Here is a 21289-nt window from a genome sequence, read left to right as displayed (position 1 = left end):
CCTTAGAATGCGCTGAGTTCGACGGTGGGCTGGCGGGCTTCGGCGTGCAGCGCGCGTTGTCCCAGGGTCAGGTTCCGGATGCGAACGCCCGGATTGGCGAGCACCTCGCCGATGACGGACGTCAGCTCGTTGGCGAGGCCTTGCACCAGGGCTTCGCTGAACCGCCCCGCGTGATAGACGACGCGGATCGCGAGACCCTCGGCGTGCGGCTCGGCCAGGAACCAGAAGTCGGTTGCGGCTTCCGTGTCCGCGCGCTGCGGGTCGTGGTCCGGCAGCTCGGCGATATGCACTTGTCCCGCGTAGCGATCGACGGGGCCGTGTCGCTGGTTCTGCAGCGTCAGGCCGATGTCGAAGAGCGGATTGCGTCCCGCCACGCGTTTGATGTGCAGCTCGTCGAGCAGGCGATCCAGCGGGTACAGCGGGTGCGAGAACGCTTCGAGCGTGGTGTCCCGCACCCGGGTCAGCAGCGTGTCGAACCGGTCGTCGCCCGCGACACGATCGCGCAGCGCCAGCACGTTCAGGTAGGGGCCGACCTGCGACTCGAGTTCGGGCAGTTCGCGGCCCGCGACCGGCGTGCCGACGACGATGTCCTCCTGGCCGGAGCGGCGGTAGAACAGCGCCTTGATGGCGGACAGCAGCGCGATGAACAAGGTCGCGCCGTGGCGCTTGCCGAGCGATTCCAGCGCGGCCGTCTCGGCGGCGGGCAGGTCGAATCGCCAGGATTTCCAGCTCGGCGCGGCCGGCTGCTCGACGTCGCCCGGCAGTTCCAGTGCGCGCAGGCCGCCGCCCAGTTTGGTCAGCCAGTAGTCCTTCATGCGCGCGCCGTCCGGCCCGGCGAGCAGGCGGTTCAGCCAGCCGGCGTAATCCTTGTACTGGATCGGGAGGGCGGGCAGCGGATCGTCGCGACGCTGGACGAATGCGTCATAGAGCGCGGACAGGTCGTCGAGCAGTACCTCCGTGGACCAGCCGTCGCTCACGATGTGATGCATCGTGCAGATGCAGACGTGACGGACTTCGGAGAGCCTCAGCAGCTTGACGCGGAACAGCGGGCCGGTCGCGAGATCCATCGGCACGAGCCGTTCGCTCGCCTGGATCGCCGCCGCCTGGGCATCGCGGTCCTCGGCATCCTGCAGATCCACGATCTCGACCGGGAACGCGGCTTCGCCCGGCGGCAGCACGTGCTGGACCGGCTGGTTGCCTTCCAGCACGAAACGCGTGCGCAGGATCTCGTGACGCTCGCTCAACGCGCGGAACGCCCGCACGAGCGCGTCCACGTCCAGCACGCCCTCGAACAGCAGCGACGTGGGCAGCGGCCCCTCGGCTTGCGCCGCATGGAGACGATCCTGGACCCACAGCCGCGTCTGTGCGGGAGAGAGCGCGTAGCTTGCCTGCGCCGGCAGCGGCGTCACCGGCGCGTAATCGATCGGCTGCGTATCGGCGATGCGCTTCGCGAGGCTCGAGATGGTGGGGAGTGCGAACAGGCTGCGGATTTCCAGCTTCGCATGCAGGTCGCGCCGGATGCGCGCGACCACCTTCGTCGCCAGCAGCGAATTGCCGCCCAGCTCGAAGAAATTGGCGGTCGTGCTGATCCGCGCCTGGCCGAGCACTTCCTGCCAGATTGCCGCCAACTGCGCTTCGAGCGCGTTGACGGGCGCAACGTGGTCCAGGCCGTCGCCGGGTTCGGGCAGCCTGGTGCGATCGAGCTTGCCGTTGGGCAGATGCTCGAACGCGCTCACGACGACGAACGCGGAGGGCACCATGTAATCCGGCAGCCGCTGCCGCAGGTGGCCGCGCACCGCTTCGACCAGTTCGGCTTCGGGGTGCGACGAGCACAGCCATCCGACCAGTCTCGCGCCGTCGTCCACGCCGCGCAGCGCGACGACGGCGGCATCGACCAGCGGGTGCGACGTCAGCGCCGCCTCGATTTCACCGGGCTCGATGCGCAGGCCGCGCAGCTTGATCTGGTGATCGATGCGGCCGAGGAACTCGACATTGCCGTCGGGCCGGTAGCGCGCGAGGTCGCCGGTGCGGTAGAGGCGCGCGAGCGGGTCGGCGGAGAACGGATCGGCGATGAACTTTTCGGCGCTCAGTTCGGGTTCGCCGTGGTAGCCGCGTCCGACCGGCGTGCCGCCGATCAGCAATTCGCCGGCCACGCCGATCGGCGTGGGCTGCATCTGCGCGTCGACGATGTAGAGGCGGGTGTTGGCGATGGGCCGGCCGATCGGCACGATGCGGTGCGGATCGTCGCGCCGGCATTCCCACGCGGTCACGTCGACGGCGGCCTCGGTGGGGCCGTAGAGGTTGTAGAGCTTGACGTCCAGGCGCTCGAGGCAACGCTGCTGCAGGTCGTGGGGCAAGGCTTCGCCGCTGCACACGACGCGGCGCAGCGACGCGCAGTGCGCGTCGAGGTCCGGATGATCGAGGAACGCGCGCAGCATCGACGGCACGAAATGGATCGTGGTGATGCGTTCGCGCTCGATGAGCTCGACCAGGTAGTCGGTCTCGCGCTGGCCGCCGGGGCGGGCGAACACGAGGCGCGCGCCGGTGACGAGCGGCCAGAAGAGTTCCCAGACCGAGACGTCGAAGCTGAACGGGGTCTTCTGCAGCACGGCATCGTCGGCGCCGAGCGCATAGGCGTGCTGCATCCAGAGGATGCGGTTGGTGATCGCGCGGTGGGTGTTGAGCGCGCCCTTGGGGCGGCCGGTCGAGCCGGACGTGTAGATCATGTAGGCGAGGTTGTCGCCGTTCAGCGCGGGCGCGGGGTTGGACGTCGCCGCGGCGTCGAGGTCGAGCGAGTCGCGATCGACGACGATCACGTGCGCGTCGGTGTCGGGCAGCGCGTCGTGCAGGTGCTGCTGGGTGAGGAGCCAGCGCAACTGCGCGTGGTCGATCATGAAGCGCACGCGCTCGGCGGGGTACTCGGGATCGACCGGAACATAAGCGCCGCCAGCCTTGAGGATCGCGAGCAGGGCAACGCTCATGTCGAGCGAACGCTCCATGGCGACGCCGACGAGCGAGTCGGGGCCGACGCCGAGCGCGACGAGGTGGTGGGCGAGGCGGTTGGCGCGCAGGTTGAGTTCGGCGTAGGTGAGCGCGGCGTCATCGAAGACGATCGCGACGGCATCGGGCGTGCGCTCGACCTGCTGCTCGAACAGGCGATGCAGCGGTTGCGCGGCGTCCTCGCCGAAATCCGTGTCGGTGCGGTTCCACTCGACGGTCAGCAGGTTCCGCTCCGCATCGCTCGACAACGGCAGACGGGCAACGGCGGCCGACGCATCGTCCGCGAGATGCGTCAGCAGGGTCCGGTAGATGTCGAGGAAACGCTGCACCGTGCTCGCGTCGAACAGATCGGTGTTGTAGTCGCAATCGATCAGGAGTGCTTGCCCCGCGTCGAGCACGTTGACGTTCAGGTCGAACGCGGTATGGCGGATCAGCGGCGCCACGAGGCCGACCGTCAGGCCGGGCAGTTCGGGCAGCGCCGACACGGGTTCGAGGTTGAAGACCGCCGATACCAGCGGCGCGGCGTTGAGATCGCGCTGTGCGCCGATTTCACGGACCAGTTCGGCGAACGGATAATCCTGGTGCTCGAGCGCGTCGAGCAGGTTCTGCCGGGTGCCGGCCAGGAAGCTGGCCACGGTGGCCTGCTCCGGCAGCGTGGAGTGCAGCGGCAGCAGATGCGTGCAGTAGCCGGCGAGGCGGTCGCTGCCGGCCACGGAGCGGCCGGTCACCGGAATGCCGATGACGATCTCTTGCTGGCCGGCGACGCGGTGCAGGAACAGATTGAAGCCGGCGAGCAGCACCATGTAGAGCGTGCAGCCGTTCTGACGGGCCGCGGTGCGCAGCGTCGCGGCGGCCGCCGCGTCCAGATGCAGGGACACGCGCTCGCCGTGAAACGTCTTCACCGCGGGCCGCGGGTAGTCCACCGGAAGATTCAGCGGTGCGGCCTGACGCGCGCATTGAGCCAGCCAGTACTCGCGATTCGCCTTCGTTTCCGGGCTGTGGCGCTGGCCGTCGAGCTGCTTCAGGTACGCGCGAAACTGCAGTGGCGCGTCGGCCGGCGCCGCACCGGCATACGCGCGGGCCAGATCCTCGAGCAGCACGCCGAACGTCGAGCCGTCACAGATGATGTGATGGGCCGTCATCACCAGCAGGTGACGCTCGCTGCCCAGGCGCACGAGCGCGGCCCGAAAGAGCGGCCCGTTCACCAGGTCGAACGGCTGGCGGCTTTCCTGCTCCCGCCACGCGTTCGGGTCCGTGTCGATCAGCGGAATCTCGAGTGTCAGCGATGGGTGCACGATCTGGCCCGACCCGTCCGCCATCACCGTGGTGCGCAGTGCCTCGTGCCGATCGACCAGGCCCTGGACGGCCGCGCGCATCGCGGCTTCGTCGAGCCGGCCGTTCAGTTCGAGCGTGGTGTTGACGTTGTAGGCGAGCGATCCTTCGGGATCGATTTCCGACAACACCCACAGCTGGCGTTGCGCTTCGCTCAGCGCGGCCACCGTGCCGTGTTTCGAGTGCGGCCGGATGAAGCCGCCCCGGCGCAGGTCGGCGACGCTGTCCTTCACCGCCCGGATGAAGCGGTCGATATCGGCATCGGTATGCGCGGTGGACAGGAAGCAGGTGCGCCATTCCCAGATGTAGATGCCCTTTTCGAGCATGTGATAGAAGAACAGGTCGAGGTTCTCGGTGAATTCGAAGCGGAACATCGAGCCGAACCACGTGACCTTGATCGGCGCCTCGGCCTCCGCGAAGAACGCATTCAGCGTGCCGGCGATCTGCGCGGTGCGTTCGTTGAGCGCGGCCTGCAGCGCCGGCCCTTCCTGTTCGATCTTCTCGAGCACGGCCAGCGCCGCCGCCATCGCGAGCGGATACTGGCAGAAGGTGCCGCCGAACGCGGTGCGGTCCGCCGCGGGGAACGAGTGGTCGCCGTAGGTCCACATGCCGCCGTCGATGGCATCCATGAAGCGGCTGGTGCCGGCGATCACGCCCAGCGGCAGGCCGCCGCCGATGATCTTGCCGTACGTCGCGAGATCGGCCCTGATGCCGAACATGGCTTGCGAGCCGCCCGGATGGACGCGGAAACCGGTGATCATTTCGTCGAAGATCAGTGCGACGCCGGCCTCTTCGGTGATGCGACGCAGCTCCTTGAGGAATGCGACGGGCTGCAGGGAAGGGTTGCGGCTCTGCACCGGCTCCACCATCACGGCGGCGAGGGTCGACGCCATCCCGCGAATGGCCTCGAGCGCGGCGTCGCTGCCGTAGTCGAGCAGGATCATGTTCTCGACCGAGCCGAACGGTACGCCCGGGGCGATGGTTTCCGTCACGCCTTCCGCGTTCGCCGCGGCGAGCGTGCCGTCGGCATGGCCGTGATACGAATGCGTGAACATCACGATCTTGTCGCGCCCGGTCACGGCGCGCGCGAGCCGCATCGCGGTCATGACGGCCTCGGTGCCGGTGTTCGAGAACGCCACGCGATCGAGGCCGGTCACGCGGGCAAAGCGCGCGGCGACTTCGCCGACGAGGCTGGAGCGCGCGCCCAGTTCGAGCGGGCGCTGCCATTCCCGCGTGACCTGCTGCTGGATGAAATCCGGCGTGTGGCCGAACAGGTGCACGCCGAAGCCCATCGTGAAATCGATGTACTCGTTGCCGTCGATGTCCCACAGCCGCGAACCGGCCGCGCGATCGCCGACGATCGGATACAGCATCTCCTTGGTCGAAAAGCGGAAGCCGACCGTGGCGCGGCTGTCGGCCAGCACCGGGCGCGACGCCTGCACCGAGTCCTTCGATTTCCGGGTGCGCGTCGTGTAGCGCACGATCAGCGCCTCGAGATGCTCCTGCTGCGCGGCGGACAGCCCGCGCGCCCGCTGCTGGACCGGGCTGCCCCACGGCATCATCGGCTTGGGTGGCGGGTTGTCGGCCGCGGGTGCCGCGGCAGCCGCAGGCGCGGGCTTCGCCGCGGGTGCGGCGGCCGGGGCCGCGCTCGCCGCCTGGGGTGCGACGCTCGCCGTGCTCGCGACGGCTTGCACGGCGGCCGTCGCCGGCCGGACGCCGGGCTGGCCGGTCAGCGACGTGCGCAGCAGTTCCATCTGCTGGCTCATCACGTGCGACAGCAGCTGATTCTGCTCCCGCAGCACGCGCTCGACCGTCGAGCCGCCTTCGGCCGCCACCCATTCCGCCGGAGCGGCGGCGAGCGGCGCGAGCCCCGCCGCGGACGGCGTGGACGGTTCGGCCGCGGCCACGGCCACGGCCACGGCTACGGCCTCGGCCCCGGACGGCGCGGCGGCTGCCGGCAGGTTGTCCGCGACATATTCGGCGAGCGCCTGCACCGTCGCCAGGTCTTCGAAGAAGCGGCGCATGGCCAGCTTCACGCCGTACTCCGCCTCGATGTGCCGGATGGCCTCGATCAGCACGATCGAGTCGGCGCCCATCTCGAGGAAGGGCAGTTCGATGTTGATGGTGGCGGGATCGGCCTGGATCAATTCGCCGATCTTGCCGCGAAGCCATTCGAGAATCTCGCCGCTGCGATTGTGCGTCGGTGCTGCGGCGATGGGTGATGCGCTTGTCTGAGTCATGGACGTGTCCGCTTTCTGGAACCAGGTACGGCTGCGTTGGAAGGGATAGGACGGCAATGCGATGCGCGCGGGCGCGGGTGTTTCGGTCGGGGCCCAGTCGACATCGACGCCGCGGGCATACAGGCTCGACAGCGTTTCGATCAGCGCTTGCTGCTCGACTTGCGGCCGCTGCAGGGCAAGGAACTGGATCCCGGCGTCCGGCGCACAGCACGCGCGGGCCAGGTTGACGAGCACCGGCTTGGGGCCGATTTCGACCAGCACGTTGAAACCGGCTTCGGCGAGGCGCTCGACGCTGCTCGCGAACTGCACCGGCTCCCGGCAGTGGCGTCGCCAGTACGTGTCGGTGGGTGCCTCGTCCATCGCGGCGCCCGTGAGATTCGAATAGAACGGGATCGCCGGGCGTGCGACGGGCACGGTTTTCGCCGCGAGCTGGAAGCTGTCCAGCATCGGCTCGAGCAGCGGCGAGTGAAACGCGTGCGACGTAGTGAGCGGCACGGACCGGATGTCCCGCGCGGCGAACGCATCGACCAGCATCGCGATGCGCTCGCGCTTGCCGGAAATCACGATGCTCGCCGGGCCGTTGACGGCCGCCACCGCGACCTCGTGCGGCCACGCTTCGATCGCGCGCTCGACCGTGGCGAGGTCGGCGAAAATGGCCGCCATCTCGCCGTCGCGGGGCAACGCCTGCATCAGCCGGCCGCGTTCGGCGATCAGCCGCAGGCCGTCTTCCGGCGAGAAGACGCCGGCCGCGCAAGCAGCCGCGTACTCGCCGACGCTGTGGCCCATCACGGCGTCGGGCGCCACGCCGAACGACGCCAGCAACGTGGTGAGCGCGTACTGCAGCGAGAACAGGGCCGGCTGGCTGTAGCCGGTCTGGTGGATGTCCTCGCCCTGGGCCGACAGCACCTCGAGCAACGGCTTGTCGAGCAGCGGATCGGCCACCGCGCGGCAGCGGTCGATGGCGTCGCGGAACACCGGATACGCGTCGTACAGACGGCGGCCCATGCCGGCGTATTGCGAGCCCTGGCCGGTGAACAGGAAGGCCATCTTCACGCGGGGGGCGGCCTGCGCCGCGCCGGCCGGTTCCTTCGCGTGGAAGGCGCGCAGCTTGTCGATGGCGTCGTCGAGCGACGTCACCGGCCATGCCAGCCGATGTGCGAAATGCGAGCGGCCGGTCGCCGCCGAAAAGGCCACGGCCGCGATGTCGAGACCGGGTTCGGCTTCGAGCCGCCGCTGATAGCGCCCGGCCAGCTCGCGCAACGCCGCGGGGGTCTTGGCCGACAGCACCAGCGGATGCACCTTGTGTCTCGACGGCGTCGCCTGCCGCGCCGGCGCCGGCGCTTCTTCCAGCACCAGGTGGGCATTGGTGCCGCTCGCGCCGAACGCGCTGACGCCGGCTCGCCGTGGCCGTTCGCCGCGCGGCCACGCGCTCGCCTCGGCGCAGATCTCGACGGGCATTGCGTCCCACTGCACCAGCGGGCTCGGCTGGCGGAAATGCAGGTGGGCGGGCAGGCGGTCGTGGTTCAGCGACAGCACGACCTTGATGACGCCCGCGATGCCGGCGGCGGACTCCGTGTGGCCGATGTTGGTTTTCACCGAGCCGACGCGCAGCCGCCGGCCCGCGTCGCGGCCTGCGCCGAACACCGTCGCCAGCGCCTGCAACTCGACGGGATCGCCCAGCGGGGTGCCGGTGCCGTGCGCTTCCACGTAATCGATGGACGCGGCGGGCAACCCGCCCAGCGCCTGGCGGATCACGGCTTCCTGCGCACGACCGTTCGGCGCGGTAAAGCCGCTCGACGCGCCGTCGTGGTTGACCGCCGAACCCCGCAGCACGGCCAGCACGCGATCGCCCGCGGCGAGCGCATCGGACAGGCGCTTGAGCACCAGCGCGCCGCAGCCTTCGCTGCGTACGAAGCCGTCCGCCGCCGCGTCGAAGGTCTTGCAGCGGCCGTCCGGCGCCAGCGCCCGCGTGCGCGAGACGGCGATGGAGTTGTCCGGCGACAGGATCAGGTTGACGCCGCCCGCGATGGCGAGATCGCACTCGCCGCTGCGCAGGTTCTGGCTGGCGGTATGGATCGCGGTGAGCGACGACGAGCAGGCGGTGTCGATCGCCATGCTTGGCCCCTGCACGCCGAGTCCGTAGGAGATGCGGCCGGCCGCCGTGTTCAGCGGGTTGCCGGTGAAGAAATAGCCGTCGATGCCGCCGCCGCCGCCGTTGCGAAGCTGCAGGTTCGCGTAATCGTTGGTGGTGATGCCGACGAAGACGCCGGTGCGGCTGCCCTTCAGACTGTCGACCGGAATGCCGGCATGTTCCAGCGCTTCGTGGCTGACTTCGAGCAACAGGCGCTGCTGCGGGTCCATCGCGGCCGCTTCGCGCGGCGTGATGCGGAAGAACGCCGGATCGAACTGGTCGACGTCGTCGAGAAAACCGCCGAAGCGGCTGTACATACGCCCCGGCGCTTCCGGATCGGGATCGTAGTACGCGTCGACATCCCAGCGCTCGCGCGGCACTTCGGAGATCGCATCCACGCCGTCGTTCAGCAGGTTCCAGTAGGCGTCGAGATCGTGCGCGGCGCCCGGAAACCGGCAGCTCATGCCGACGATCGCGATCGGCTCCGGCGTGCCGGCCTCGCGGGCATCGATGGCCGGCGCGACCGGTCGCGGCTGCTGCTGCGGCGGCGGCACGGACTGCGCCTGCGCCGGCGCCACGTGCGCGTCCGGCGCCGTGCCGGACGCCTGCTCCGCCAGGAAATCTGCGAGGGCGTTGACCGTCGGATGATCGAACAACAGCGCGACCGACAGCGGGATGCCCAGCGCATTTTCGAGGTGCGTGCGCACGTCCAGCGCCATCAGCGAATCCATGCCCATCTCGAAGAAGCCGAGATCGCGATCCAGCGTCCCCGCGTCGTAGCCCAGCACCTGGGCCACCGCGCGATCGATGCTGTCCGCCAGCAGGCGCTTTCGCTCGCGCGGCGATGCGTCGCTCAACGCCGGCATTGCCGGCGCGCTCGGCGCGCTTTTGGCCACCCGCACGCGGTCGAGGAACGGCTTGGGTCCGCGCGCCTCGTAGGAACCCTGGAACAGCGCCAGGTCGATATCGACGACCGCGACCTGAGGCACGGCGGGGAGACGATTCAGCACGTCGAGCGCGCGATCCGCCGCCAGCGACCGGATGCCGACACGCCGCAGCAGCGCTTCCGCCTCGGGGAACGTCATGCCGCCTTCCGCCCAGGGCCCCCAGTTCACGCTCAGCGCCGGCAGGCCCTGGCCGCGGCGATGATGCGCGAGTGCGTCGAGGAAACGGTTCGCGGCACTGTAGTGCGCCTGCTCACGCGAGCCCCACGCGGACGCGATCGACGAAAACAGGAGGAAGAAATCGAGCGGGAAGTGCTCGCTCTGCTGATGGAGCAGCCACGCGCCGGCGACCTTCGGTTGCAGGACCGCGTCCAGTTCCTCGCGCTCGACCTGCATGATCGGCTTGTAGCCGACGATGCCGGCCGCGTGCACGATGCCTTTCAGCGGCACGCCGTCGCGCCGCAGCGCGGCGAAGAAAGCGGCGACCGCTGCGGGGTCGGCGATATCGAGGCGCTCGCAGCGCAGCGTGACGTTCCGCTCACGCAGCTCGGCGATCGCCCGCTGGCTCTCGTCGCTCGCGGCCCCTTGCCGGCCGACCAGGATCAGCGTGCCCGCACCGCGCGCCGCCAGCCATCGGGCGGTGTGCAGCCCGAGCGCGCCGAACCCGCCGGTGATCAGGTAGGCCGCGTCCGGGTCGACCGGCAGCGCGGCCGTTTCGGCTGGCGCGAGCGGGCTCAGGCGCGCGACATGGCGCGCGCCGTGCCGCAACGCCACCTGCTCCTCGCGGCTCTCGCCGAGCATCTCCTGAAGCAGTGCCTGCGTCTCGTTCTCCGGCGCGGCCGGATCGAGATCGATCGCGGTGCCGAACCATTCCGGATGCTCGATCATTGCCCCGCGTGCGAGGCCCGACAGCGCAGCCTGGGCGAGCCCGGATACGTGCGGCGCTTCGCCGGCTTCCACCGCGTCGCGCGTGACCACCGAGATCCTGGGCCGGGTCGAAGGCGTCCACTCGCGCTCGCTGCCGACCAGCGCGTGCACGAGATGCAGCAGGGCGGCGGACATGCGCGTTTCGCCGACGGCTTCGTCCAGCGCCCATAAAAAGACGATGCGCTGGCCGGAAGCGGCGGTTTCGTTCAGCAAGCGGACGAAATCGTCCGGCCGCTCGGGCGCGACCTGCCAGCCCGCTTCCGCGCCGGTGACATAGTCGATGCCGGGGCGGACCAGCGAGCAGGATGCGCCGCGCGCGCGCAGCAGCGCTGCAAGCCGCTCGCCGACACCGCTCGCATCCGCGAAGATCAGCCACGGGGACGCGTCGGCGGCGACCAGTGCAGCCGGCAACGCTGCTTGCTGCTCCCACACCACGTGATAGAGCGGGTGTGCGTGCGACGCGACGGTTTCGGCGGGGGCGAATGCAGTCCTGAGCAGGTCCGGAAACGCGTTCAGCATGTCCTCCGGGTACTTGCCGGACGACTTGAGGTGCCGCAACGCTGCGTCGATGCTGCCGGCATCCATGCCGACGATCGGCGACGGGATCTTCTCCAGGCTGAAGCGCTGACGCTCGAACGGGTAGTTCGGCAGGGTCGTGGCGGGCTGGGCGGGCGCCGGAAACAGCGCACGCCAGTCGAACTGCGCGCCCTGCACGTACAGCGCCGCGAGTGCGCGCTCCAGGGCATCGCCCGCGCAGGGCGGCGGCAGCCAGCCGTCGGCGAGCCCCTCCGGCGGGTGCGATGCGTCGGCCTGATCCGACGCGCCAGCCAGTTGCAACCAGTACTGCGGGTGCGTCACCTCGTCGGTCACGTCGGTCACGTCGGTGCCGAGATAGCCCGAAATCAGGCGGACCGACGGCCGTGCGAGCGGCATGTCCCGAAGCACGGCGCGCAACGCTTCGGTATCCGAACGGGCGGCCACGAGGCGCAGCGCGTCGGCCACGCTCACGACGCCGGCCACGCAGGCCGCGACATATTCGCCGATGCCATGGCCCGACACGACGGCCGGGCGGATGCCCCATCCCTTCCACAGTTCCGCCCACGCGAACTGGATCGCGAACCGGCCCGCGTCGGTCTCGAGTGCGTCCAGCGGCACCGAGCAACGCGCGAACGCGTCGCGGAACAGCGGTTCCGACGCGTGGAGCGCATGCGCGACGCCGGTGTCCGGCACGCCGAACCGGAAGCCCATGCGCAACGCCTTGCCCGTGCGCGCCGCTGCCGCCGACGCTACCCTCACGCCCGATACATAGGCCGCGCGAAACGAATAGTGACTCCGCCCGGTAGCGGCGGCGCGGCAGATCGCGGCCAGCTCCTGCGGCGTCGCGCCGGCGATCGCGCGCTCGTAGCGTGGCACGAGCGCCGCCAGCGCCGCCTCGGACCTTGCCGACAGCAGCAGCAGCGCGCGCTGCGCGGCGTGTGCCGGCGCGACGGGCGGTTCCTCGACGATGGCGTGGGCATTGGTGCCGCTGAATCCGAACGCGCTCACCCCGGCGATGCGCCTGCGCTCCCCGCGCCGCCACGCGACCGGATCGGCCGCGACGCGGATCGGGATGTCCTGCCACGGCGTATGCGGATTGGGTTGCGTGAAATGCAGGTGCGCCGGAATCCGGTCGTGCTCGAACGACAGCAGCACCTTGATCAGGCCGGCGATGCCGGAGGCCGACTCCAGATGCCCGATATTGGTCTTGACCGAACCGATCACGAGCGGCTCGTTCGCCGCGCGCCCGGGGCCGTAGACGCCGGCCAGCGCTTCGACCTCGATCGGGTCGCCGAGGGACGTCCCGGTGCCGTGCGCCTCGACGTAGGACACGTCGCCGGGCGCGAGGCCGGCCTGGTTCAGTGCGCGGCGGATCACCCGTTCCTGCGAATCGCGGCTCGGCACGGTCAGCCCGCCGCCCGCGCCGCCCTGGTCGACCGCCGTGCCGCGCACGATGCCGAGCACCCGGTCGCCGTCGGCGAGCGCGTCGGCGAGGCGCTTGAGCACCACCATGCCGCACCCTTCGCCGCGCACATAGCCGTCCGCCGCCGCGTCGAAGGTCTTGCAGCGTCCGTCCGGTGACAGCATGCGCGCCTGCGAGAAGCTGACCATGACCTCGGGCGACAGCATCAGGTTGACGCCGCCCGCGAGCGCCATGTTGCTTTCGCGCGAGCGCAGGCTTTCGCAGGCGAGGTGCAGGCACACCAGCGACGACGAGCAGGCGGTGTCGATCGCCATGCTCGGGCCGGTGAGGCCCAGCACGAACGACAGCCGGCCCGCGGCCATGTTCAGCGCGCTGCCCGTGCCGGCATAGCTGCTCGACGGCATCGACGCATTGGACACCTGGATCGCGTGGTCGAAGCAGGTGATGCCGACGTACACGCCCGTGGCGGACTGCCGGAAGCGTTCGGGCGCGAGATGGGCGTTCTCGAGCGCCTCCCACGCCACTTCGAGCAGGAGCCGTTGTTGCGGATCGAGGTAGGTCGCTTCGCGCGGCGCGATCCCGAAGAACGCCGCGTCGAATTGATCCACGCGTTCGAGAAAGGCGCCGTGGCGGGTCGCCATCTTGCCGGGCGTGGACGGATCGGGGTCGTAGTAGCGATCGATGTCCCAGCGTTCGCCGGGCACTTCGGTAACGGCATCGTGCGCGCCGTCGAGCAATTGCCAGAACGCGTCCGGCGTATCGCTGCGTCCGGGGAAGCGGCAAGCCATGCCGATGACGGCGATCGGCTCGTTGCGGTCAGAACGCAGCGCCGCGATTTCCGCGCGCCGCAGGCGCAGTTCGTCGAGCGCGGCTTTCAGTGCATGCGTGGCCTTGGCGTTCATTGGGCGCCGATCTCCTGGGCGATCAGTTCGGAAAGGTCGTCCTCGTCGAGGTCGTCGGATGCTTCGTCGACGACCGGCGCGGGGAGCGACGGCGACAGTTCGTTGAGCACGTACTGGGCGAGCGTCTGCAGGTTCGGATAGGAAAAGAACAACGTCGCGCGAAACGGTCTTCCGAATACCTTGGTGAGGCGGTCCGTCAGTTCGAGCGCGACCAGCGAATCCAGGCCGAGATCGAGCAGCGATTGCTCGGGCGCGATGGCGTCGGGGCCGGAAAGGCGCAAGGTTTCAGCGAGCATCGCCGCGAGCGTGTCGGTGATGCGCTCGACCCGTTCGCGCGGCGCGCACGCATGCAGCTGGCGCAGCAACGCCGTCTCCTGCTGCGCCGGCTGCGCGGCCGGTTGCGCGAGCTCGGAAAACAGCGCGGACCCGGCGGCCGGCGCATCGACCCGGAACAGGGTCGGCCAGTCGATCCGCGCGACTCCGGATTGGGCGACGCCGGACGCCATCAGCCGTTCCAGCGTCGCGATGGCCAGTTCGGGCGGCAGCGTGCCGACGCCGAGCGCGCCGAGTTGTTCGTGCGCGCGCCGTCCGTAGTCGGTGGCGGCGTGGCCGATCTCCGCCCACGGCCCCCAATTGACGCTGAGCCCCGATTTCCCCTGCGCGCGTCGATGCTGGGCGAGCGCGTCGAGGAAGCTGTTCGCCGCCGCGTAGTTGCCCTGGCCCGGCATGGTGATCAGCGCGGCCATCGACGAGAACAGGACGAAATGGTCCAGCGGCAAGCCGGCCGTCAGCTCGTGCAGATACCAGGCGCCGTCGGCCTTGCCGCTGCCGGCGCGATGGAAGAAGTCGTCGTCCTGGCGTGTCAGCAGCGCATCGTCGAGTGCGCCGGCGAGGTGAAAGATCCCTTTGAGCGGCGGCATCGAATGCGCGATTTCACCGAGCGCCTGCTCGACGTCCTCGCGACGCGACAAGTCGGCGCGAATGAACCGCGCGTCGAGCGTGCGCAGGATTTTCCCGGCTGCGGCGGAAGGTTCGCCGCGCCCCAGCAGCACGATTTTCCCGGCACCGTTGTCGGCAAGCCAGGACGCGAGCCGCAGGCCGAGCCCGCCGAGCCCGCCGGTCACAAGATAGGTCGCGTCACCGTGGAACCGGATCGGCCGGTGGCTGACGTATTCGCGATTGTCGCGGGCGATGCGCGCGACGTAGCGCTGGTCGCGGCGAAACGCGATCATGTCTTCACGGCCGCCAGCCTGTACCGCTTGCATGATGTCCGCTGCCGACGGCTGCGCGGGATCGAGGTCGACGAGCCCGCCCCACAGCGCCGCATGCTCCACCGCGATCGCGCGGCCCAATCCCCACAGCGGCGCCTGTGCCACCGCGATCGATTCGCCATCCAGAACATTCATCGCACCCGACGTCACCAGCCACAGGCGAGCCTGCCGGGCCGACGGCGCGCGTGACGCAAGCGCCCTGACCAGGTGCAGCACGCTCGCGCTGGCACGCCGTCTCGCCGCGATGTCGGCGGGCGCGAGATCGAGACTCCACAGGTGGATGACGCCCTTCAGCGGGCGGTCGGCCGCGGGCAGTTCCGGCGTCGCGTCGGCGAAGCGCAGCGTGCACGTATCGCCGTGGGCTTCCAGCAGAGCTGACAGCTGTGCGCCCACGCCGCCGCGGTCCGCGAGAATCAGCCACTCGCCGTGCGCCGAACCGCCGGTTGCCGCGTCGACGTTCGACGGTCTCCAGACGCGTTGATAAAGCAGCGCGGCGAAGTCGTGCCGCTCGACGGCGCGCGCCGCGCGCACCTGTTGCAACCGCAGTGCATCGATCTCGATCAGCAGTCGGCCCGCAAGGTCATGGACGCGGATGTCGCCCTCCAGCGCGCCCTGTCCGATCGGCGTGCGCAGCGTGGCGTGACTCCATGCCTCGGTCGACGCCGGCGGCTGATGGACCCGTACCGCGCCGATCGAGCTGGGCAGGTACAGGTCGCCCGACTCCAGCGCGTCCGGATCGATGGCGGCGGCGAGCACGCGGCTGCATGCGTCGAGAAAGGCGGGGTGGACCTGGTACGGCGACGACGCCAGCGCATCGGCCGGCAGGCTGATTTTCCCCAGCGCCTCGCCGGTCGTGCGCCAGATCTGCCGGATCGCGTCGAACACGCCGTCGATCTGCACGCCGTGCTGCCGAATTTCGCCGTTGAAGTCCGCGCCCGACGTCGTTTCGGTGCAGCGGGCCTGCACCTCGGCGGCATCGAATCGCGTCGGCGCGGCGGATCGCCTGGGGGCGCACATCTCCCGGAGCCGGCGCAGCTGCGGAAGATTGCCGAGGATCCGCTCGACCGGCGGACCGAAATCGAGCAGGCAGGCCACTTCATCCACGCCGATCGACTCGAGATCCCGCACCAGTTCGACGCAGGTTTCCGGCGTGCCGATGAGCCCGCGCGATTGCGCGAAGCGTTCATAGAGAAACTCGACGAACTCGTCCAGCTCGCGTGCGCCCATCGCGCGCACGTCGACCGACTGGCCGCGACTCTGCGCCAGCCCGTTCAATAGCCCGATATTGCTGCGGATGTAGTTGCAGAACGGCACACGCGCCTGTTCGCGCGCCTGCGCCGCATCGTCGCCGACGAACGTATGCAGCATCACGGAAACGGTGCCGGCCGCCGGATCGAAGCCATGCTTCGCACGCGCCTCGCGGTAGAGCGCGATCTTGTGCGCGAGCTGGTCCCGATCCTGGTCGAGCACGTGGGTCAGCAGGTTGGCGCCGGCTTCGCCGGCACGCACGAATGTCTGCGGATTGCTCGCGGCGGTCACCCAGACGGGCAGCTCCGGCTGCACCGGCGTCGGATAGACGCGCAGCCGCACCGGCTTGCCGACACCGTTCGTCGCATCCAGCGTGCCGCCGCGCCACAGATGCTGGACGGCGCGCATCGTGGTCAGCATGTCGTCCTGCCGGGTCGCATATTTGTCCGGGGCAAACACGAAGTCGTCAGGATTCCATCCGGAGGCGAACGACACGCCCACGCGGCCGTTCGACAGGTTGTCCACCATCGACCATTCTTCCGCGATCCGGATCGGGTTGTGCAGCGCCGCGACCACGCTGCCCGCGACCAGCTTCACGCGCTGGGTGGCCGCGGCGAGCGCGGCGTGCAGGACGGCGGGATTCGGGTAAAGCGAGCCGAATTCGGTGAAATGGCGCTCCGGCACCCAGACGCTGGAGAACCCGTTCGCATCGGCGAAACGCGCGCTCTCCATCACGAGCTGGTACTTGTTGCCGGACAGCGCCTCTTCACTGCTGGCGAAGAACATCAGTCCGAATTTCATGCGTGGCTCCGATCCGATTCGTGAATTTCGGCACTCGCGCACATCTGCCACGTCGCGGCGGCGCGGGTGTCGTCGATCCGGTGATAGACGGCAAACGAAAACGGTCCCCAGGACCGGCGGCTCAGCACGGTCTGCACGGTGCGCGATTCGTGCGGATGCAGCGGCAACGGCGCATGCAGTGCGAGGTCCTTCAACGTCGTATGGCCGGCTGCGCCGATTTCCGACGTTGCCGACAGTGCCATTTCCACGAAGGCGGAATAGGGCAGGACGGGCGACCCCTTGACGCGATGACCGTCGAGAAAGTTGGTTGCCGGCGCATCGAGACGCGATTGCCAGATCCACGTGGCCGGCGCATGCGCGTGCTGCTCCATGAGGCGCCCGAGCAACGGATGCCGACGCGCATGTGGCCTGATCCAGAAGCCGCGCCGCTCGAACGGGTAGGTCGGCAGGGCGAGCCGGCGGTGCGGTGCACCTTGCTCCACGGCATCCCAGTCGATGGACGCGCCGTGTACGTAGAGCGCGGCGAGCGTATGCAGGATCGCGTCCCACGCGGCCGTGTGCGCGCCGATGTCGATCACGATGCCGGGGTGTCCTGCCGCACCGCTGTCCGGCGCCTGCGGCACGCCGGCCCACGCGGCTGCGGCGCGCTGCCCGTCGCCGGTGCTGCTGACCGCATCCGGTGCGATGCCGAAGGACATCCACAGTTGCGCGAGCGCGCGCTGGAATCTCGTGAACCCGGCTTCGTCGGGGGCGAGCGCGGGCGCGCCGGATGCGTCGGACTGCCGCTGCATCAGCGCGTCGAAAGCGGGGCTGGCCGCGCGCAATTGCCGAACCGCGTCGGCGCTGGTGTCGTCGTCGGCGCAAAAGTGGAACGTCACCGCGGGCGGTGTTTCGGCAAGCTCCCCGGACGAAACGGAATCAAGTTGCGCACGCAACGAATCGCGACTCGGTGCGACGATGGCCGCGCGCTGCGTGAAGTGGGTGCGCCCGGTATTGGCCGTGAACGCGACATCCCGCACACCGGCCTCGGGATGGGCGTCGAGATAGGCCGCATAGGACGCAGCGAGCGCTTGCAACGCTTCCGGCGTGCGCGCGGAGAGCGTCACGAGGCGCGCCGCGGGTGCAACCGGTTCGGCTTCGATCTCCGGGAGCCCGGGTGCTTCTGACAGGATCAGGTGCGCATTGGTGCCGCCGAAGCCGAACGAGCTCACCCCTGCCAGGCGCGGCCCGTGTTCCGAATGCCAGGGCGTGACCTGCCGAGGAATTCGGAAGGGCGTGCCGTCGAGCGCGATTTGCGGATTGATCGACCGGAAATGGAGGTTCGGCGGAATCGCGCGATGGTGTAGTGCAAGGGCGGTCTTGATCAGGCTGGCGATGCCCGCGGCCGATTCCAGGTGGCCGATGTTGGTCTTGACCGACCCGATCCAGCAGAGATCGTCCGGGCGGCGGGATTCGTTCAGCACGGCCGCCAGCGAGTTCAACTCGATCGGGTCGCCGAGCGGCGTGCCCGTCCCGTGCGCCTCGACGAAGCCGATGTCCTGCGCGCGTACGCCGGCATCGCGCAGCGCGCCGTGAATCACGGCCTGCTGGGCCGGGCCATTCGGCGCGGTCAGGCCGTTGCTGCGCCCATCCTGATTCACCGCGGAGCCGCGGATCACGGCGAACACGGTGTCGCCGTTCTCGAGCGCATCGTCGAGCCGCTTGAGCAGCACCATGCCCACGCCTTCGCCGCGCACATAACCGTTCGCTGCCGCGTCGAACGCCTTGCATCGGCCGTCCGGCGACAGCATGCCCGCTTGCGTGAAGGACGCGCTCAATTGCGGCGCCAGAATCAGGTTGACCCCGCCGGCCAGCGCCGCATCGGACTCGCCGCGCTGCAGCGCGCGGCACGCCTGGTGAACCGCGACGAGCGAGGACGAACACGCGGTGTCGACCGCCCAGCTCGGGCCGCGCAAATCGAGCGCGTAGGAAATGCGGTTGGCGGCGACGCTGAGCGCATTGCCCGTCGCGACATAAGGGCCGACGTCCGCGACTTCGTCCTGCGCCAGACGGATGTAGTCCGAATTGCTGATGCCGACGATGACCGCGGTGCGTCCGCCGGCGAGGCTGCGGGGTGCGATCCCCGCATGCTCGAGCGTCTCCCAGGCCACCTCCAGCAGCAGGCGCTGTTGCGGATCCATCGATTCGGCTTCGCGGGCGCTGATGCCGAAGAAAGCCGCATCGAATTGATCGACCTGGTCCAGCAGTCCGGCGGGCGGAAGGTCGGCCGCGCGCTGCGTCGCCGCACCGACCGCGTCCCGGCCCTCCAGGAGAAGCTGCCAGAATGCGTCGGGATTGCCGGCGCCGGGGAAGCGGCATCCCATCCCGACGATCGCGATATCCGCGCGTGCTTCGGCCGAGCCCGGCGCCTGGTCCGGCATGGCACTCCCGGTGCCGCTCAAATGGTGCGCCAGCAGGGAAATACTCGGAAAATCGTAGACGACGGTCGGGGAAACCGGCCGCCCGAGCCAGTCCTGCAACTCGCCCGAGAGCATGATGGCGTCCTTCGAATCGAGCCCGTGGACGCTGAACGGCGCGTCGGGGTCGATCTTGCCGGAAGCGATTCCCGACAGACGCGAGACACGCTCGATGCACCATTGCACGAGCGCTTGCGTGTCACGTGGCTCGGCCGTCTGCGGGGGCACTGGCGGCGCGGAGAACGCACGCCGCCATTCGCCCGCAATCGCGAGCCCCTGTTCATCGAGGAATGCCTGCCTGATCCGGCTCCGCTGGATTTTTCCGCTGGACGTGCGCAGGATCGTGGCGGGTTTCAACAGGACCGCCGCATACAGATCGACGTCGTGCACTTCGGCGAGCGTGCGCCGGATTTCAGCGGCGACGGCTTCCGCATCCAGCGTGTTGAGCGCTTCGCGGCGCACTTCACAGGCGACGACGACCCGCTCCACGTTATCGACGTGGATCGAGAAAGACGCCGATGCGTTCGGCGCCAGCGCGGGGTGGCTGCCCTCCGCGGATTGCTCGAGATCCTGCGGGTAGTGATTGCGGCCGGCGACGATGATGAGGTCTTTCAAGCGGCCGGTAACGAAGAGATCCTCGCCATCGACGAAGCCGAGATCGCCCGTGCGCAGGTAACGCGCGTCATCGCCGTCCAGCTTCGCGCGGAAGGTGCGCTCCGTTTCGTCGATACGGTTCCAGTAGCCGACGCCGACGCTCGGGCCGGTCAGCCAGATTTCGCCGATCCGGCCGGGCGCGCAGCGCTCACCGGTATCCGGATTCACGATCCGCACGCGGTGCTCAGCCCAGGTCCGGCCGCATGAGACCAGCGCGTGGCGCTTGCCGGAGTCGTTTCTCGTCGCCACGCCTTGTGCCAGCGCGTCGGCATCGTAGTCCGCCACGCGCGGCAGCGAGCGTGCCGGCTGGCCGGAGATGAACAAGGTCGCCTCGGCCATCCCGTAGACGGGGCGCATGGTGTGCGCGTGGAAGCCGCACGCGGCGAATGCGCGCGAAAAACGCGCCACCGACTCCGCGCGCACCGGTTCCGCGCCGTTGAATGCAACCCGCCAGCTGCTCAGGTCCAGCTGCGCGCGCGCTTCATCGGCGATTTTGCGGGCACACAGGTCATACGCGAAATCCGGCGCGGCACAATGCGTGCCGCGATACTTCGTGATGGCCTGCAGCCAGCGCACGGGTTTCTGCACGAATGCCGCGGGCGCCATCAGCACCGACAGCACGCCGAGATAGATCGGCAGCAACACCTTCCCGAAGAAACCCATGTCGTGAAACACCGGGAGCCAGCTGACGAACACCGTCGACGCATCGGCATCGCTCGCCTCGGCGATGACCGCCATGTTGCTCAGGATGTTCGCGTGGCTGATCATCACGCCTTTGGGCGTACCGGTGGAGCCTGACGTGTATTGCAGAAGCGCCAGCGTCTGCGGCGTGATGTCCGGTGCGCGCCATTGTTCGGCCGGGGCGTCGAAGCGCTGGTCCGTCGCCAGGATCTTCAGCTCCAGCGTGTCGGAATAACCGTCCGCGTGATGCGCGATGCCGTCGAGCGTCGCGGCGTCCGTCAGCGCGACGACCGGCGTGGCGTCGGCGACGATGGCCTTGAGACGATCGGCGGGGCGATGCCTGCGCGGTGGATAGGCGGGCACGCCGATCAGGCCGGCGTACAGGCATCCCACCCATGAGCAGATGAATTCCAGCCCGGGCGGATAAACCAGAAGGACGCGATCGCCCGGTTGAGCGATGGCTTGCAGCCTGGCGGCGATGCCGCGAGCCCGCTTGTCCAGGTCGCCGAACGTGAGGCGGGTCAGCTCCGCTTCGCCGTTCTCGAGAAATATGAATGCGGTCTTCTCCGGTTCGACTTTGCCGCGAAACAACAAAATTTCTGTAACAGTCCTGAATTTTGTATCGGGAAGCATGCTCAACCTTCGTTGTCTTCTAAACGTTGAATATCTCAGGACCGGTTGTGGCGATCCCGCCAAGCGTGCTTCATCGGACGGTATTGAAATTAGAGCATTGCTCTAATCC

The 21289-nt window shown here is 69.1% G+C and carries 3 protein-coding genes; all 3 read right to left on the bottom strand.

What is annotated here, in order from left to right:
• Nucleotides 1-2: 2 nt before the first annotated feature.
• From C5O79_RS01425 to C5O79_RS01415, 3 genes are read right to left on the bottom strand one after another with little or no spacing between them, the layout of a single operon-like run.
• On the bottom strand, nucleotides 3-13436 hold the full coding sequence (locus C5O79_RS01425) for a non-ribosomal peptide synthetase/type I polyketide synthase (RefSeq protein WP_131931064.1): 13434 nt from the start codon (nucleotides 13434-13436) through the stop codon (nucleotides 3-5).
• Nucleotides 13433-16756 (bottom strand): bifunctional LLM class flavin-dependent oxidoreductase/SDR family oxidoreductase, encoded by a 3324-nt coding sequence (locus C5O79_RS01420; RefSeq protein ID WP_131931063.1) that lies wholly within the window; start codon nucleotides 16754-16756, stop codon nucleotides 13433-13435. Before C5O79_RS01420 ends, C5O79_RS01425 begins: the two co-directional genes overlap by 4 nt.
• Entirely contained in the window at nucleotides 16753-21180 is a 4428-nt protein-coding gene (locus C5O79_RS01415; RefSeq protein WP_122478235.1) for a beta-ketoacyl synthase N-terminal-like domain-containing protein, read from the bottom strand. Before C5O79_RS01415 ends, C5O79_RS01420 begins: the two co-directional genes overlap by 4 nt.
• Between the last annotated feature and the right edge of the window lie 109 nt (nucleotides 21181-21289).

Source organism: Burkholderia sp. SRS-25 (genome assembly GCF_004343765.1).
Taxonomy (GTDB): Bacteria; Pseudomonadota; Gammaproteobacteria; order Burkholderiales; family Burkholderiaceae; genus Burkholderia; species Burkholderia contaminans.
Note: the sequence above shows the minus strand (reverse complement) of the source record. Positions and strands in the feature narration are given on the sequence as shown.